Raw genomic sequence first — 16,789 nt, 5'->3', positions numbered from 1 at the left:
GCAGTATGCCCCGCTCTCGCAGACGTCCTTCGGAGCGCCCTGACCACGAGGAATCCTTCGATCGCCTCCTCGCGGGCTGGAAGCGTACCGAGACCCGCCGCGGCGGTGAGTGGACCGTGCAACCGGTTTCCGGAGCGCAGGCGCAGAAGGACTACCTCTGCCCGGGCTGCGGTCGATCGATCGTCGCCGGAACCGCGCATCTCGTCGCCTGGCGCGCGGACGGCGTGCTCGGCGACGCGGCCGACCTCGCCGCACGGCGTCATTGGCACACACACTGTTGGAGGCTTGCATGAGCATCGAGATCCGAGGACCACTGGAGCTTCCGGCGCGACGCGAAGACATCGAGCTGAAGACCGCTGACGGTCTCACGTTGGTCGGAGAGCTCGCCGTGCCGGAGACCACGACGCCTGTCGCGACTCTCGTGACGCTTCATCCCCTGCCTACGGCCGGCGGGTTCATGGATTCGCACATCATCCGCAAAGCGGCGGCACGTCTTCCGGCCCTGGCGGATCTGGCCGTGCTGCGATTCAACACGAGGGGGACCACCTCACCTCGTGGGACGAGTGACGGATCCTTCGACGGCGGGGCGTCCGAACAGTTCGACGTCGCGGCGGCGATGGACTTCGCCCGTGAGCGCGCTCTGCCTCGCCCCTGGCTGCTGGGATGGTCCTTCGGCACGGAACTCGCGTTGAAGTACGGTCGGGAACACGACATCGAGGGGATCATCCTCCTTTCGCCGCCCCTGCACCGCGCGACCCCGGAAGAGGTCGCCGCGTGGGCGACGATCGACCGCCGCGTGGTCGTCCTGGTACCGGAGCTGGATGACTACCTGCGCCCCGCCGAGGCCCGCGAAAGGTTCGCTGCGATCCCGCACGCACAGTTGATCGCTGTGGACGGAGGGAAGCACCTCTGGGTGGGCGAGACCCAGACGCGACGCGTGCTGACGGAGATCGTGGCCGCGGTCAATCCTGCGGCGCTGCCTCTCACCACGCACTGGCCGGCCGACGACTGACGGGCAGCAGGCTCAGAGCTCGTTCATCCGCGGGATGAGCACCTGCCGGTAGATGATCAGGATGCTCGCGGCGACCGGGATGGCGATCAGCGCGCCCAGCAGACCGAGAAGGCTTCCTCCGGCGAGTGCCGCGACCACGACGACAGCCCCCGGTACCGAGACCGCACGGCTCATGATGCGCGGCGAGATGATGTAGGCCTCGATCTGCATGTAGATCAGGTAGTAGATCGCAGCGGCGATCGCGGTCGCCGGAGAGCCCAGTCCGGGGATGAGACATACCAGCACGATGATCGTGGAGCCGGTCAAGGTGCCGACGAGCGGGATCAGGGAGAAGAAGAACGCGATCACCGCGAGGACGGCGGGGAACGGTGCTTGGATGATCGACAGGAAGATCGCGCTGAGCACGCCGTTGATGACACCCTGCGTCACCTGCCCCATGACGTAATAGCCGACCGAATCCGTGATCTGTTCGGACAGGTCGATGAACCTGTCACGTTTCGACGCCGGAGCCAGCTGGTAGACCGCCCGCTTGAGGGACGGCGTGGAAGCCGTGAGATAGATCGTCAGGATGAGGACGATGAACGCGCCGAACAGGCCGCTGAGCACGGCGCCACTCGCCACGAGGAACCCTTGGCCGATGGAGCCGCCGATCTCGGTCAGGTTCGTGGTGAGCCAGTCCTCGACGTAGGTGAAGACATCATCGACCCTCAGGTTGGGGAACGCGTCCGTCATCCACTGCTTGAGGTCGTCGATCGCGGTACCGCGTTGCACGATCGCCGTGATCTGGGCGATCAGCTGGGAGATCTGGTCGACCAGCACGGGAAGGACGATGAGCACGATGCCGACGAAGATGCCGAGCACCGCGAGAATCGTGACGATGACAGCGAGCCATCGCGGGAGACGCCGGCGCTCCAGGAAGGAGACGAGCGGATCGAGTCCGAGACTGAGGAAGAGTGCCGTGCCGAGATAGAGCAGCACCGTGGAGAGGTTCTGCACGCTGTTGATCAGCAGGATGCCCAATCCCACGCCGAGCGTCGCCACCAGGGCGGTGCGGAAGGGATTGTGGATCTTCATTCGGAGGCTCCTCGAGGACGGATGCAGCAAGGCTATCCAGAGCGTCCGGCTCGGTGCCGACGACGTGCCGGTCCGGCCCGCACTGAACCTGCTCGTGGGCAACACACAGCTGATTTCGCTAGTCTGAAATGTCGAGTGTTGCGTCGCCGGCAAGTGCCGCCGATGCGTGAGGAGACTATTCGTGCGTTTCGTATGGGCCGTGGTGGCCTTCGTGCTGGCTGCCGTGCTGATCGGCGCGGGGATTGCTCAGCGCACCATCTTCATGGGGCCGGACACTCAGCAGACTCAGGTCGAGATCGATGAGCCGGCACCCTTCGTACTCATCGACGGCGACGTGCTTCGGGCGAATCCAGGCGCGCAGACACTGATCGTCCGGGGAGAGGGCGAGATCTTCGGCAGCTATGGTCGCACCGCCGACATGGAGGCCTGGCTCGCCGACTCCGACTACAACCAGGTCACGCTGAAGAAGAACGGCGATCTGGCGGTCGAGCACGTCACGGCGTCCTCTGCTGACAGCGAGACCGATGCTCCGAGCGACGGTGCTGAGGGCGACTCCGCCGATGCGGAGTCCGCGGGGCGTGACCCGCGGGGATCCGATCTCTGGCTCGACTCGTTCGTCAAGGACAACCGTCTCACCGCCGAGAACATGCAGTTGCCCGAAGGCACGAGCATGCTCGTGGCCTACGACGGCACAGCCGATGCGCCGGATGACATCGTGGTCTCCTGGCCGCTGGACAACTCGACGCCGTGGGCGGGACCTCTCATGGTCGCCGGGGGAATCGTGCTGCTGCTCGGCCTCATCCTCTACGTCCTCGCGATCCGCCATCAGCGCCGCGGCCGCGGCCCGCGGCGCAAGGGCCCGGGTCCGCTCCCGGCGACGGAACCGATCGACGTCGCGGTGCTTCCGCCGTCTGAGCGCGCGGCGATCGAAGAGTCCGGCACTCCGCGCAGCGAGCCCTCCGCGGGAACGGCGGCGCCGGCCGACGGAGACGTCGAGGAAGCGGAGATCGTGGACGAGAGCAAGGACCCCGACGCGAAGACCTCCATGCGCGCAGCCACGCGCCCTCGCCGTCGTCGCATGCTCGCGCTTCCGGCTCTCGGACTCACGGCGCTGCTTGCGGCCGGGTGCTCGTCGGACTCGTGGCCGCAGCTGGGAGACGCCTCGCCCACCCCGTCGCCGAGTCCTACGGTGATCGCGCCGGAGAACCAGAAGCCCCCTGCTGTGACTGAAGCGCAGGCCAAGCGCATCCTGAAGACGCTTGCCGGCACCGTGAGCGAAGCCGACGCGGCACTCGACCTCGACCTGCTCGCTACCCGCTTCGAGGGACCCGCTCTCGCAGCACGGACCACGGAATATGCGCTGCGCTCGAAGCTCCCGGACACCGTTCCGCCCGCGGCGATCCCGACCGATCAGGTCGAGGTCGTGCTTCCGGAAGCGACCGATCAGTGGCCGCGCACGGTGCTGATGCTGTCGAAGACCGGGGATGACACGGTGCCGCCGGTGGTCCTCACGATGACGCAGGCCGACCCCTGGTCGAACTACAAGGTCTCGAACATCGCCGAGATGTCTGCTGACGCCGTCTTTCCCGAGGTCGCTGCATCCTGGCTCGGGACATCGCTCGTCCCCTCCGATTCCGCGTTCCTGACGATCCCGCCTGCGAACCTCGCCTCGACCTTCGCCGATGTGGTGGACCAGGGGGAGCAGAGCGAGTTCTACGACATGTTCGACGATCTGGCGTTGACCTACGCCAAGTCGATCACCGACAGCCGTCAGGCCGTGATCCAGGCTCTCGCCGACAAGGGCGCCGCCGACACGTCGAAGGCCGCCTTCGACATGGCTCCGACGACGGATGCCCCCATCTCGATGACGACTTTGGACAGCGGCGCGATCGTCGCCGTCACCCTCACCGATACCGAGACGGTGACGCCGACGGGAGACGACGTCTCCATCCGTTTCGGCGACAATGCACAAGCCAAGGCCCTCACCGACGCGACCGAGTCCGCGAAGGGCGTCGAGACGACCTACGAGTTCCAGCTGTTCTTCTCGGTCCCGGCAAAGGGCTCGACGGAGCAGATCCGGCTCCTGGCAGCCCACCAGGACCTCCTGTCCGTGAAGGTGATCAAATGAGTGAGATCTCTCCTGCCGCCCTGCGCGGTGCCGTCGACCTGTCGAGTCTCCGCAACCGGCCCGCATCTCCCGCAGAGGGCGCCCCCGCCCCGGGACTGCCAGATGTCGTCGTGGATGCGACCGACGAGACGTTCGGGCAGATCCTCGAGCTCTCGCGCACCGTTCCCGTCGTCGTCGACCTCTGGGCGGAGTGGTGCGGGCCCTGCAAGCAGCTGAGCCCGATCATCGAGAAGGTGACGCGCGAGCTCGGCGGACGCGTGCTGCTCGCCAAGGTCGATGTGGATGCGAATCCGCAGCTCGCGCAGAGCTTCCGTGCCCAGTCCATCCCGATGGTGGTGGCACTGATCGCCGGTCAGCCGGTGCCGATGTTCACCGGGGCCGTGCCGGAGCAGCAGGTTCGCGACGTCTTCGCGCAGCTGCTGCAGGTGGCGGCGCAGAACGGTGTCACCGGATCGCTCTCGGTCGGCGAGGAGGGCGCGGACCCGGAATCTCCCGTGGAGCCGGAGCTCCCCCCGCTGCACGCTGAGGCGTTCGCGGCGATCGAGGTCGGCGACTACGCGGCCGCCATCACGGCGTACGAGAAGGCGCTCGCGGAGAACCCGCGGGACGCGGACGCGCTCGCGGGTCTCGGCCAGGTGCGGCTGCTCGACCGCGTTCAGGGCCTCGATCTGCAGGCGGCACGGGCCGCAGCGGCCGACGGCCCGCTCGACGTCCAGGCGCAGTTCGATGTGGCCGACCTCGACCTCGCCGGCGGGCATGTCGATGACGCCTTCGGTCGCCTACTCGATCTGTTCGCGCAGCTCCCGTCCGACCAGCGCACGCCCATTCGTGAGCGCCTGGTCGAGCTCTTCGGGCTCATCGGTGCGGAGGATCCGCGGGTCGTGTCGGCGCGCAACCGGCTTTCGTCGCTGCTGTTCTAGGGAGGTACGCGCCGAGTCGCCGGCGCGCTCAGCCGTGGTTGACCGTAGGCACGTGAGGGTCGGACTGGTAGCGCAGCCACAGCGTCGAGAGCGCGGGCAACGTCAGGGTCGCGAGCGGTGCTCCTCCTTCTGAGGGTTTCGCATAGACCAACCCGAGGTTGCCCGACCCTCGACCCCCGTAGTCCGCCGCGTCCGTGTTGAGCACTTCCTGCCACACTCCTTCTCGAGGAAGGGTGAGCTGATACCCGGTGCGTTCCACCCCGGCGAAGTTGCTCACGACGACCAGGCGCCCGCCGTGCGCGTCACGCCTCTCGAACGCGATCACCGTAGATTCCCAGGTCGGCGCACCAAGGCGGCTGAACGACGAACCGTCGTTGTCTCGTTCCCAGAGAGGGGCCTGCGCCCGGTAGGTACGGTTCATCTCGCCGATGAAGTCCTGCAGCTGGGCATGTGAGGGCTGCTCGAGGAGCCACCAATCCAGCTCGCGCCCTTCCGACCACTCCGCCAGCTGGCCGAACTCCTGCCCCATGAACAGCAGCTTCTTGCCGGGGTGCCCCCACATGTAGGCGAGGTACGCACGCACGTTCGCCAGCTTGTGCCAATGGTCTCCCGGCATCTTTGCGACCAGGCTGCCCTTGCCGTGGACGACTTCGTCGTGGCTGATGGGAAGCAGATAGTTCTCACCGAAGGCGTAGACGAAGGAGAAGGTCATCTCACCCTCGTGATGCCCGCGGTACATCGGGTCGCGTGAGATGTACTGCAGGGAGTCGTTCATCCAGCCCATGTTCCACTTGAACCCGAAACCCAGGCCTGCGTGGTCGGTGGGAGCCGTGACGCCGGGGAAGCTGGTGGACTCCTCCGCGATCATCAGGATCCCCGGGTGCAGCCGGTAGGCGGTGGCATTGACTTCCTGCAGGAAACGGATCGCCTCGAGGTTCTCGCGCCCGCCATGGATGTTCGGTTCCCATTCGCCCGGTTGCCGGGAGTAGTCGAGATAAAGCATCGAGGCGACGGCGTCGACACGGAGCCCATCGACATGGAACTCTTGGAGCCAGTACAGGGCGTTGGCGACCAGGAATCCGCGGACCTCCGGGCGGCCGTAATCGAAGATGAGCGTTCCCCAGTCCTGATGCTCTCCGCGTCGAGGGTCCGGGTGCTCGTAGAGCGGCTGACCGTCGAAGCGCGCGAGCGCGAAGGCATCCTTGGGGAAGTGGCCCGGAACCCAGTCCATGATCACGCCGATGCCGGCCTGGTGGAGACGGTCGATGAGGTAGCGCAGGTCGTCGGGCGTGCCGAACCTGCTCGTGGGGGCGTAGTATCCGCTGACCTGATAGCCCCACGATCCACCGAACGGATGCTCCGCCAGCGGCATGAACTCGACGTGGGAGAAGCCCGATTTCGTCACATGCTGGATCAGCGGGTCGGCGATCTCGCGGTATCCGAGGCCCGCACGCCATGAGCCGACGTGGATCTCGTAGATCGACAACGGTTGCGCCACGGCGTGGGTGGCCGCCCGGCGCGTCATCCACGCGCCATCCGACCAGCTGTGCGTCGATGCCGTCACGATCGATGCCGTGTCGGGCGGAACCTCGGCAGCGAGCGCCATCGGGTCGGCCTTGAGGATCCACGCCCCCTCGCGGGTGCGGATCTGGTACTTGTATCTGGTGCCGATCGGAAGCCCCGGAACGAAGAGCTCCCAGACGCCGCTGACGCCCATCGAGCGCATGGCGTGGGCTTCGCCGTTCCAGTCGTTGTGATCGCCGACCACCCGCACGGCAGTGGCGTTGGGCGCCCAGACCGCGAACGAGACGCCGATCTCTCCGTCGAACGTGCGCACATGAGCACCCAACGCCTCCCAGAGGCGTTCGTGACGCCCCTCGGCGATCAGGTGCAGGTCGAGGTCGCCGAGCGTCGGCGGATGCCGATACGGGTCGCCCGACACTGTCTCATCGTGATCTGCGTACCTCGTGGCGATGCGATAAGGGAGCGGGGGACCGCTGTGCTGGCCCTCCCAGATGCCGTGGGCGACGTGGGCGAGCTCCCGTCTGCTGCCGTCGTCGAAGACGGCTGCGACTGCTTCTGCGAGCGGGCGTCTGGCACGGATCACGGTGACGGTGCGGTCGGCCGCATCCTTGTGGGCATGCGCGCCGAGAACGGAGTGAGGATCGTGGTACGTGGCTGATGAGACCGCCTCCCATTCGGTGGATGCGGCGACGTCTTCCGTGTAGCTCATGATCGCTCCCTCACCTTCAGGATGTGCACCGGCTCGGCGAAGGCGTCGAGCCGCACGTAGTTGTGATCGGTCCAGGTCCAGACGGCTCCCGTGAGGAGGTCCTCCACCTCGAAGGCCTCGCCCGGGAGGATGCCCCACTGGGTCGTGTCGAGGTGCACGGTGGTCTCCCGCACCGAGTGCGGGTCGACGTTGGCGACGACGATGACGGTGTCTCCGCGACCGGTGCCGGTGAACGGCGCCGCCAGATGCTTGCTGTAGACGAGCACCGCGTCGTCGTCGCTCCAGTGCGCGCGGAAGTTGCGGAGCTGCTGCAACGCGGGATGAGCGCCCCGGATCTCGTTGAGTCGGCGCAGCAGGGGGGCGAGCGATTCGCCGCGAGCCTCGGCGCCGACCCAGTCTCGGAACTTGTACTCGTACTTCTCGTTGTCGATGTTCTCTTCGGACCCGGGACGGGCGACGTTCTCGAAGAGTTCGTAGCCCGCGTAAACGCCCCATACGGGACCTGCCGTCGCGGCGATGCAGGCGCGGATCCTGTAGGCCACCCTGCCACCGAACTGCAGGTACTCGGTGAGGATGTCGTGGGTGTTCACGAAGAGGTTGGGCCTCATGTAGTCGGAGGTCTCGTGGGATACCGAGCCGAGGAACTCCTCGAGCTCGGCCTTCGTGTTGCGCCAGGTGAAGTAGCTGTAGCTCTGCTGGAAACCGACCGCGGCGAGCGCGCGCATGACGGCCGGTCGGGTGAATGCCTCTGCGAGGAAGATCACGTCGGGGTCGACGGCGTTCACCTCTGCGATGAGCCATTCCCAGAACTGGAGCGGTTTCGTGTGCGGGTTGTCGACGCGGAAGATCTTCACGCCCTGCGCCACCCAGTGCTGCACGACCCGCAGCATCTCGGCGTAGATGCCGTCCGGATCGTTGTCGAAGTTCAGAGGGTAGATGTCCTGGTACTTCTTCGGCGGGTTCTCGGCGTAGGCGATCGTGCCGTCCGGGAGGGTCGTGAACCATTCCGGATGCTCACGCACCCATGGATGGTCGGGCGAGGCCTGGAGTGCGAGGTCGAGCGCGACCTCGAGCCCTTCCCTCCGTGCCGCGCGCACGAACGCCCGGAAATCCTGCGGGGTGCCAAGTTCGGGATGGATCGCATCGTGCCCGCCTTCCGCGGCGCCGATCGCGTACGGCGAACCCGGGTCTCCGGCCTCGGCGGTGAGGGTGTTGTTGCGTCCCTTGCGATTGGTGGAACCGATCGGATGGATCGGCACCAGATACACCACGTCGAAACCCATCGCCGCGACGTCGGGCAGACGCCGCGTCGCGGTGCGGAACGTGCCGCTCTTGACGGTGCCGTCCTTCAGACGCCGCGCGCCTTCGGAGCGGGGGAAGAACTCGTACCAGGCGCCGACACCTGCCGCGCGCCGGTCGGCATGCAGCGTGTGTGTCGGCGTCGCGGAGCGCAGAGTCGTCACGGGACGGTCGCGGAAGATCTGAACCAGTCCCGCATCCGTCGCCAGCGCCATGGTTGTCGCGGCATCGCCGTCCTGCAGGGATACCGCGTCTGCGCCGAGCCGTTTCCGCTGCGGTGCCGGGCGGTCCTTCTCCGCGGCGGCCCGCGCCAGCAGATCTGCCCCCAGCGCTGCCATCACCGGGACGTCGACCCCGGCGGCGACCTTCAGCTCCGCGGCGTGCGCCCAGGTCGCGAAGTCATCGGAGAAGGCCTCGAACCGGAAGAGCCATTCGCCCTGTTCGTCGAGCGCGATCGGCGTCGACCAGGTGTCGGTGCCGTCGTCGCGGGGAGAGAGGCGATGCAGGGTCTCTTCTCCGGAAGGGGACGTGAGCCGGACGTGCACGCCGATGACGTCGTGGCCCTCGCGGAACGCGACCACGCTGAAGGGCACCACTTCGCCGACGAAGGCCTTCGGCCTGAAGCCACCGGGTACCGATGGCGACGGGTCGAGCAGCGGGATGCGGGTCGTCCGAAGTGCACCGGGAGAATCCGCAACGCCCAGGGCGCGCGCCGGGATCTGAGCGGGGCTCCGAAGAGCCGAGGACCGAGTACCAGCACGTGCAGCCACCTCCCGAATGTACCGCGCGGACGTGGCCACGGGTAGCGCGCCGGAGGGTGCGTCGTCGGCCGGCTTCATTCGATGCGGAACAGCCTCATCGACGTGCCCGAGACCGGCAGCACATCGCCAGGCGCGAAGACCTCTTCGTCATCGGAAGGGCGCTCCTGAGCACTCGACCACAGCGAGACGAAGCGGGTCGCGTCTTCGATCTCGACGGGCAGGCGCACATCGATGGGCGACTCGGTACCGTGCACGATCAGCAGGATGCGGTTGTAGGCCTCGGTGTCGGGAGTGGAGGCGGCGACGTACTGCAGCGTCCGGTTCCCTGGGTCGGCCCATTGGTCCTGCTCCATCGTCTCCCCGTTCTGGTCGTACCAGTCCATCACCGAGGCGTTGGGGATGTGCTCGCCGAGTCGCGCGTAGCGGCTCGGTCGCAAGGCGGGGTTCTCCTGGCGCAGCCGGATGAGCCGGGAGACGTGGGCGCGCAGATCGTCCTGCCAAGGCTCGAACTCCCAACCGAGCCAGGTCAGGACGGAGTCCTGGGCATAGGCGTTGTTGTTGCCTCGCTGGGTGCGACCGACCTCGTCGCCGGCGGTGAGCATGGGAATGCCCGCGGACAGCAGGAGCGTTCCGAGCAGGTTGCGCATGGCTTTGCGCCGCGAGGCGAGGATGGTCGGGTCGTCTGTCGGACCCTCGACTCCGTGGTTGAACGCGCGGTTCATGTCCGCACCGTCGCGATTCTGTTCGCCGTTGGCCTCATTGTGCTTGACGTCGTAGGAGACGAGGTCGTGCAGGGTGAAGCCGTCGTGCGCCGTGACGAAGTTCACGCTGGCGAGCGGACCGCGGTCCTCGCTGAAGGTGTTCGACGATCCGGCGAGACGGGTCGCGAATCCACCGATGCCCACCGGGGCAGATGCTCGCCGGGCGTAGTCGATGTCGCTCAGCCAGAAGTTGCGCACCCGATCGCGATAGCGGTCGTTCCACTCATGCCAGCCGGCCGGGAAGTTGCCCGTCTGCCAGCCGCCGAGACCGACGTCCCATGGCTCGGCGATGAGCTTGGTGTCGGCGAGGATCGGATCGTCCGCGATGGCGGTGAGAAGCGGATGCTCCGGGGTGTAGGTGTGGGCGCCGTCGCGGGCGATGGCCGTGGCGAGGTCGAAGCGGAAGCCGTCGATCTGCATCTCCTGCGCCCAGTAGCGCAGGGAGTCCAGAACGAGTCGGGCACCGGCATCGGTCGCCGTGTTCAGGGTGTTGCCGCACCCGGTGGTGTCGACGTAGACGCCGGACTCATCCTGCCGGTAGTAGTTCGCGTTGTCGATGCCGCGCAGGCTCGAGCGCGGACCGCCGATGCCCTCTTCGGACGTGTGGTTGTACACGACGTCGAGGATGACCTCGAGTCCTGCCTCGTGCAGCAGCCGCACCATGCCCTTGAACTCGGCCAGCACTGCCTCCGGCCCCTCCTTGCGGGCCTCCTCGGTGGCGTAGGCGGTGTGCGGGGTGAAGAAGTTCAGCGTGTTGTAGCCCCAGTAGTTGGTGAGACCGCGCTCGAGGAGGCGAGGTTCCGGCACGAAGGCATGAACCGGGAGCAGCTCGATCGACGTGATCCCCAGGGAGAGGAAGTGCGCGATCATCGCGGGGTGGGCGAGCCCGGCGTAGGTGCCGTGCAGTGCGGGAGGAACATCGGGATGACGTTTGGTGAGGCCTTTGAGATGCCCCTCGTAGATGACAGTGCGGTCCAACGGCACCCGAGGCTTCTGCGAATCGCCCCAATCGAAGCCGTCGACGATCACCACGGAGCGCCATTCCTCGTATCCGTCTCCCTGCGCGAGGCCGCGGGCGTAGGGGTCGAGGAGCAGCGTCTCCGGGTTGAACGTGTTCCCGGGGCCGTGCGGACCCCCGACACGGACGGCGTACCGCACACCGGGTTGGAGCAGTTCGGTGGTGACCTCCCAGACGCCCCCGGCGAGTCGCTCGAGCGGCACTTCGTCCGTCGCCCAGTCGAGGTCGGTGGCGTCGAAGACGACCAACTCGATGGAGGAGGCGTTCTGCGACCAGACACGCAGGGTACCGACGCCGTCGTGCAGACGAACGCCGAGGTTGTCGAGGGCAGGTCCGCCGGGCACGGTGAGGTCTCGGGACTCGGGCATGAGTACACACTAGGCGCGATGTGTTGCCGTCTCATGTCAGCGCGCACCCGGTACCTGGAGGCAGCACCCTTCCGCCCTCGTTTCGGGAGAGAATCGAAGGATGCGGCACTATCTGGACCACGCGGCGACCACGCCACTGCGCCCCGAAGCACGGGAGGCCTGGCTCGCCGCTTCCCAGATGGTCGGCAATGCGTCGTCGACGCACGGGGCGGGTCAGGATGCGCGTCGGCTGCTCGAGGAGTCGCGCGAACGGGTCGCCGCGGTGCTGGAGGCCGACCCGATCGAGATCGTGTTCACCTCCGGGGGCACGGAGTCCATCAACCTCGCTCTTCAGGGGTTGTGGCACGGCCGCGTGGGCGGGACGTCGGCGATCGTGATGCCCGACGCCGAGCATCACGCGACGATGGACACGGTCGCCGCGCTCGTGGATGAAGGGGCAGCACTGCGACGAGTGCCCGTCGCGCCCGACGCGCGGATCGATCCCGCGCAGTTCGCCGCCGAGCTCCCCGGTGCCGCTCTGGCGACGGCCCTCGCGGCGAACAACGAGGCCGGAACCATCAACGACACCCGCTCCCTTGCAGCCGCGGCGGCGGGAGCGGGGGTTCCCCTGCACATCGACGCCGTCGCGGCGCTCGGACACGTGCCGCTGTCGTTCCGCACCCTGCGAGGTGATGCCGACGGTGGGGTCGGTCTGATCGCCATGAGCTTCGCCGGCCACAAGATCGGCGCGCCGGTTGGCGTGGGAGTCCTCGTCACGGCACGCACGGCCCGTCTCACCGCGTTGCTGCGTGGGGGAGCTCAGCAGCGCGGGTTGCGCGCGGGTACCCAAGATGTCCCCGGCGCTGCCGCTTTCGCGACGGCGCTGGAGCTCGCAGAGCGCGAACGATCGGACGAGACCGCACGACTCAGCGCGCTGCGTGACCGCCTCGTGTCCGGCATCAGGGCTGCCGTGCCGAGAGCAGAGCTGCTGGGGGATCCGACCGTGCGCCTCCCGGGGAACGCGCACGTGCTGTTCCCCGGCGCGGTGGGGGAGAGCCTGCTTTTCCTCCTCGACGTCGTCGGCGTCGCCGCCTCGACGGGATCCGCCTGCCAGGCGGGCGTCGCCGAGCCGTCGCACGTCGTGATGGCGATGGGGCGCAGCGAACGGGATGCGCGCAGCGTGCTGCGGTTCTCGCTCGGTCGGACCTCGACCGATACCGACGTCGATGCGGTGCTCGCCACGATCGCTGACGCGTATGCCCGCGCATCCGGCGCCGGCACAGCCGCGCGCTCGTAGACTGGTCTCATGCGGATCCTTGCGGCTATGAGCGGTGGAGTCGACTCCGCCGTCGCGGCCGCCAGGGCCGTGGAGGCGGGGCACGACGTGGTCGGCGTGCATCTGGCACTGTCCCGTGCCGGCGGCACCCTGCGCACCGGCAGCCGCGGCTGCTGCACGATCGAGGATGCCCTCGACGCCCGTCGCGCCGCCGACGTGCTCGGCATCCCGTTCTACGTCTGGGACTTCTCGGAGCGGTTCCGCGACGACGTGATCGCAGATTTCATCTCCGAGTACCAGGCCGGTCGCACCCCCAATCCCTGCATGCGATGCAACGAGAAGATCAAGTTCGCCGCACTGCTGGAGCGAGCGATCGAGCTCGGGTTCGACGCCGTGTGCACGGGGCACTACGCGACGTTGATCGACGGCGACGGGGGTCTCGAGTTGCACCGCGCCTCCGACAACGCCAAAGACCAGTCGTACGTCCTGGGCGTCCTCAACGCCGAGCAGCTCGCGCACACCTACTTCCCGCTCGGCACCACGCCCTCGAAGGCGATCGTGCGCGCCGAAGCCGAGGCACGCGGTCTGAGCGTCGCGCAGAAACCGGACAGCCACGACATCTGCTTCATCCCCGATGGTGACACCCGCGGTTGGCTCGCCGAGAAGGTCGGCACGGCGACCGGCGAGATCGTCGACCGCAGCGGAGAGGTCGTCGGATCCCACGAGGGTGCTCACGCCTTCACCGTCGGGCAGCGCCGCGGTCTCAAGCTCGGTGTGCCCGCCGCCGACGGCAAGCCGAGGTTCGTTCTCGAAGTGCGCCCGGTCTCCAACACCGTCGTCGTCGGCCCGAAGGAGGCCCTCGCCATCGCCGAGATCGCGGGGGAGCGGTTCAGCTGGGCCGGCGCTGCACCGACCGAATCGTCCTTCTCCTGCCATGTGCAGATCCGTGCGCATTCCGAGCCCGTGGCCGCACACGCCGAGGTCTCCGACGGGGGTGTACGCGTCATACCGGAAGTTCCCCTCGACGGCGTCGCACCGGGGCAGACCGCTGTGCTCTACGTCCGAACGCGCGTGCTCGGACAGTTCACGATCGATACGACGGTCTCGGCGGTTCCCGTCGGCGCGTAGACGTTTCCGGTGTCGGTACCCGCTCGTAGACTGGCGGGGTGCCGGAGAACATCTCGCTGGAAGACGCCCGAACCGAAGCTGAAGAGCTGACCACTCGCATCCTCGACGCCAAAGAGGCCTACTACGGCCGCGACACCTCGGTCGTCGATGACTTCACCTATGACGGATGGATGCACCGGCTCGAAGAGCTCGAGCGTCTGCACCCAGAGCTCCAGGGACAGGACTCGCCCACCCAGATGGTCGGCGCGGCCGAGGCGACGGGTCTTGCGACCATCGAGCACGCCGAGCGGATGCTCAGCCTCGACAACGTCTTCTCGATCGACGAGCTGAAGGAGTGGGCAGCGAAGACGAAGGCCGCAGCGGGCCGCGAGGTCGCCTGGCTCACCGAGCTCAAGATCGACGGACTGGCGATCAACCTCCGCTACGAGAACGGTGTGCTGACCTCCGCGGCCACCAGAGGCGACGGACGCGTCGGAGAGATCGTCACCGAGAACGCTTTGCGTCTCCCTGAGATCCCATATCGGCTCAGCGGCGACGGGCATCCCCCGATCGTCGAAGTGCGCGGCGAGGTCTTCATCCCCGTGGCGGCGTTCGAACGGCTCAATGCGGCGCAGGCGGCCTTCCGCGACCGGGCCTACGCCGACGCGCTCGAGCGGTGGGAGTCGCGCGGCGGGGTGAAGAAGCCCTTCGACGATGAGAAGGCGCGCACTGCGGCCGCCCGGCGATTCCCGGCCTTCGCGAACCCCCGCAATGCGGCGAGCGGTGGACTCCGCCAGCAGATCGACAAGAAGAACGGCCTCGAGCTCGAAGCAGGACTGTTGCGGATCGAGTCGCTCGCGCTGTACGTGCACGGGGTCGGCGCATGGTCGAACCCTCCGGTCGCCGCGCAGAGCGAGGTGTACGACCTGCTCGCGGAGTGGGGGCTGCCCACGAGCCCGCACACGAAGGTCAGCCGCACGATCGACGAGGTCGTCACGTTCGTCGAGTACTTCGGCGAGCATCGGCATGATGTCGAGCATGAGCTCGACGGCATCGTGGTCAAGGTCGACGAGCTCGAGCTGCACGACGAGCTCGGCGCGACGAGCCGGGCCCCGCGCTGGGCGATCGCCTACAAGTACCCGCCGGAAGAGGTGCAGACGAAGCTGCTCGACATCGTCGTGTCGGTCGGTCGCACCGGTCGCGCGACTCCGTTCGCCGTCATGGCCCCCGCACATGTCGCCGGATCGGTGGTCCGCCAGGCGACGCTGCACAATAAGGACGTCGTGAAGGCGAAAGGCGTGCTGATCGGTGACACGGTCGTGCTGCGCAAAGCCGGCGACGTGATCCCCGAGGTCCTCGGGCCGGTCGTCGAGAAGCGCGACGGCACCGAGCGCGAGTTCGTGATGCCCGTCGAGTGCCCGGAGTGCGGCACGCCCCTGCGAGCCATGAAGGAAGGCGATATCGATCTGCGCTGTCCGAACGCACGCTCGTGCCCGGCGCAGGTGCGCGGACGCGTGGAGCACATCGGTTCGCGAGGCGCCCTCGACGTCGAGGCACTGGGCGAGGTCACCGCTGCGGCCCTGACGCAGCCGACGTCTCCTGCAGTGCCACCGCTCGAGACCGAGGCGGGCCTGTTCGCGCTCAGCCTCGAACAGCTGGTCCCCATCGAGCTGTTCGTTCGCGACGCCGAGACGGGTCTCCCCAAGGAAGACGAGGACGGGGTCGTCAAAACTCGCGCTCCTTTCCGACGCAACCCCACTGCGGCTGAGAAGAAGTCCGGTCTCGACGGACCCCAGCCCTCCGCACAGGCGCTCACCCTGCTCGTAGAACTGGAGAAGGCCAAGACGAAGGACCTGTGGCGGCTGCTCGTCTCACTGAACATCCGCCATGTCGGCCCTGTCGCCGCGAGGGCGCTCGCTCAGTGGTTCGGGTCGCTCGACGCGATCCGCGCGGCGTCACGCGACGAGCTCGCCGCGGTCGAGGGCGTCGGTGGCATCATCGCCGATTCGCTTCTCGCCTGGTTCGAGGTGGACTGGCACCAGGAGATCGTTCAGCAGTGGGAGGACGCGGGCGTGCAGTGGGCGACGCCTGGGCACCCCGGCCCCGGCGCGGCTGTGGCCGCGGGCGGAGTCCTGGAGGGGCTGACCGTCGTCGCCACCGGATCCCTCGACGGTTACACACGAGACGGCGCACAGGAGGCCATCATCAACGCGGGAGGCAAGGCCGCGTCGAGCGTGTCGAAGAAGACCGACTTCGTCGCCGCCGGCCCCGGCGCGGGTTCCAAGCTGGCGAAGGCGGAGGACCTCGGCCTTCGAATCCTCGACGCGGCGCAGTTCCATATCCTGGTGACCCAGGGGCCGGATGCCCTCCCTCCCACGGGCGAAGGGGCGTGAAGCGCTTCGGGCCCCTGATCGTCGTCCCGGAGGCTCTCGCCGTCGGAGATCCCGGTCGCCATCATCTGCGGTTGACCCCTGATGCCGTGATCATTCGCGAGGGCGTCGATAATCGCGGGATCGTGAGCTGGAGCGACCTCGACACGATCGTCATGGACGTCCCCACGACGAGGTTCCGTCTTCCTGGGCTCGTCAGCACGATTCTGCTCGGCGCTTTGACCGCCGCCATGCTGACCGACCCCGGAGTCGATCCCGACGACGGTTCCGTGACTCTGACGGTCGACGGAGAATCTCGAACCCTGCCCCTGAGCAGACATCACGTCGGCGGATACTGGGAGCCCGCGGTCATGGGCGCGCATCGGCTGATGGCCCATCTCATCGCGCACCCCGAGCAGCGTGCGCTGCTCACACATCCGGAGCCGCTGATCGATGTCGCCGCGCGACTCGCGCGCGGAACGGG

Annotated in this window: 11 protein-coding genes; 7 read left to right on the top strand and 4 right to left on the bottom strand. The window is 67.6% G+C overall.

From position 1 onward, the window contains the following. Window positions 1-5: 5 nt before the first annotated feature. Both B2869_RS05530 and B2869_RS05525 read left to right on the top strand, forming a co-directional pair. Window positions 6-293 carry a hypothetical protein gene (locus B2869_RS05530; protein ID WP_029265442.1) on the top strand — a complete coding sequence of 96 codons (288 nt, stop codon included), beginning with the start codon at window positions 6-8 and terminating at the stop codon, window positions 291-293. Next, entirely contained in the window at window positions 290-1,012 is a 723-nt protein-coding gene (locus tag B2869_RS05525; RefSeq protein ID WP_029265441.1) for an alpha/beta hydrolase, read from the top strand. Before B2869_RS05530 ends, B2869_RS05525 begins: the two co-directional genes overlap by 4 nt. 12 nt (window positions 1,013-1,024) lie before the next feature. Here the strand turns inward: B2869_RS05525 and B2869_RS05520 are convergent, their stop codons facing one another. Next, window positions 1,025-2,086 carry an AI-2E family transporter gene (locus B2869_RS05520; RefSeq protein WP_021200487.1) on the bottom strand — a complete coding sequence of 354 codons (1,062 nt, stop codon included), beginning with the start codon at window positions 2,084-2,086 and terminating at the stop codon, window positions 1,025-1,027. Between the two features lie 181 nt (window positions 2,087-2,267). Here B2869_RS05520 and B2869_RS05515 point away from each other — a divergent pair, with 181 nt between their 5' ends. After that, the gene (locus B2869_RS05515) at window positions 2,268-4,214 is read left to right on the top strand and encodes a glycosyl transferase (protein ID WP_292763528.1); all 1,947 of its coding nucleotides are present in this window, start codon (window positions 2,268-2,270) and stop codon (window positions 4,212-4,214) included. Beyond that, window positions 4,211-5,134 (top strand): tetratricopeptide repeat protein, encoded by a 924-nt coding sequence (locus B2869_RS05510; protein ID WP_292763526.1) that lies wholly within the window; start codon window positions 4,211-4,213, stop codon window positions 5,132-5,134. The genes B2869_RS05515 and B2869_RS05510 overlap by 4 nt, the downstream gene beginning before the upstream one ends. Before the next feature lie 28 nt (window positions 5,135-5,162). Here the strand turns inward: B2869_RS05510 and glgB are convergent, their stop codons facing one another. Genes glgB through glgX form a run of 3 tightly spaced genes read right to left on the bottom strand, consistent with a single transcriptional unit; the run spans window position 5,163 to window position 11,574 of the window. Beyond that, window positions 5,163-7,367 carry a 1,4-alpha-glucan branching protein GlgB gene (gene glgB / locus B2869_RS05505; RefSeq protein ID WP_292763524.1) on the bottom strand — a complete coding sequence of 735 codons (2,205 nt, stop codon included), beginning with the start codon at window positions 7,365-7,367 and terminating at the stop codon, window positions 5,163-5,165. Continuing rightward, a complete protein-coding gene (locus B2869_RS05500) occupies window positions 7,364-9,505 on the bottom strand; it encodes an alpha-1,4-glucan--maltose-1-phosphate maltosyltransferase (RefSeq protein WP_414683268.1) in 2,142 nt (713 codons plus the stop codon). The genes glgB and B2869_RS05500 overlap by 4 nt, the downstream gene beginning before the upstream one ends. Beyond that, on the bottom strand, window positions 9,502-11,574 hold the full coding sequence (glgX, locus tag B2869_RS05495) for a glycogen debranching protein GlgX (protein ID WP_292763522.1): 2,073 nt from the start codon (window positions 11,572-11,574) through the stop codon (window positions 9,502-9,504). Before glgX ends, B2869_RS05500 begins: the two co-directional genes overlap by 4 nt. A 100-nt stretch (window positions 11,575-11,674) precedes the next feature. Here glgX and B2869_RS05490 point away from each other — a divergent pair, with 100 nt between their 5' ends. From B2869_RS05490 to ligA, 3 genes are read left to right on the top strand one after another with little or no spacing between them, the layout of a single operon-like run. Next, window positions 11,675-12,850, top strand: coding sequence for a cysteine desulfurase family protein (locus B2869_RS05490; protein WP_292763520.1), 1,176 nt, complete (start codon window positions 11,675-11,677; stop codon window positions 12,848-12,850). Between the two features lie 9 nt (window positions 12,851-12,859). Beyond that, a complete protein-coding gene (mnmA, locus tag B2869_RS05485) occupies window positions 12,860-13,957 on the top strand; it encodes a tRNA 2-thiouridine(34) synthase MnmA (RefSeq protein ID WP_292763518.1) in 1,098 nt (365 codons plus the stop codon). A gap of 38 nt (window positions 13,958-13,995) precedes the next feature. Further along, on the top strand, window positions 13,996-16,329 hold the full coding sequence (gene ligA, locus B2869_RS05480; RefSeq protein ID WP_292763516.1) for an NAD-dependent DNA ligase LigA: 2,334 nt from the start codon (window positions 13,996-13,998) through the stop codon (window positions 16,327-16,329). The last annotated feature ends 460 nt before the right edge of the window (window positions 16,330-16,789 follow it).

The organism is Microbacterium sp. UBA3486, from assembly GCF_002377845.1.
Taxonomy (GTDB): domain Bacteria; phylum Actinomycetota; class Actinomycetes; order Actinomycetales; family Microbacteriaceae; genus Microbacterium; species Microbacterium maritypicum_A.
Note: the sequence above shows the minus strand (reverse complement) of the source record. Positions and strands in the feature narration are given on the sequence as shown.

Excerpts from the sequence above, each read along its gene's own strand:
- B2869_RS05520 (WP_021200487.1), bottom strand. The coding sequence starts at position 2,086 with ATGAAGATCCACAATCCCTTCCGCACCGCCCTGGTGGCGACGCTCGGC.
- B2869_RS05490 (WP_292763520.1), top strand. The coding sequence starts at position 11,675 with ATGCGGCACTATCTGGACCACGCGGCGACCACGCCACTGCGCCCCGAA.
- mnmA (WP_292763518.1), top strand. The coding sequence starts at position 12,860 with ATGCGGATCCTTGCGGCTATGAGCGGTGGAGTCGACTCCGCCGTCGCG.
- B2869_RS05530 (WP_029265442.1), top strand. The coding sequence starts at position 6 with ATGCCCCGCTCTCGCAGACGTCCTTCGGAGCGCCCTGACCACGAGGAA.
- glgB (WP_292763524.1), bottom strand. The coding sequence starts at position 7,367 with ATGAGCTACACGGAAGACGTCGCCGCATCCACCGAATGGGAGGCGGTC.
- B2869_RS05525 (WP_029265441.1), top strand. The coding sequence starts at position 290 with ATGAGCATCGAGATCCGAGGACCACTGGAGCTTCCGGCGCGACGCGAA.
- B2869_RS05500 (WP_414683268.1), bottom strand. The coding sequence starts at position 9,505 with ATGAAGCCGGCCGACGACGCACCCTCCGGCGCGCTACCCGTGGCCACG.
- glgX (WP_292763522.1), bottom strand. The coding sequence starts at position 11,574 with ATGCCCGAGTCCCGAGACCTCACCGTGCCCGGCGGACCTGCCCTCGAC.
- B2869_RS05510 (WP_292763526.1), top strand. The coding sequence starts at position 4,211 with ATGAGTGAGATCTCTCCTGCCGCCCTGCGCGGTGCCGTCGACCTGTCG.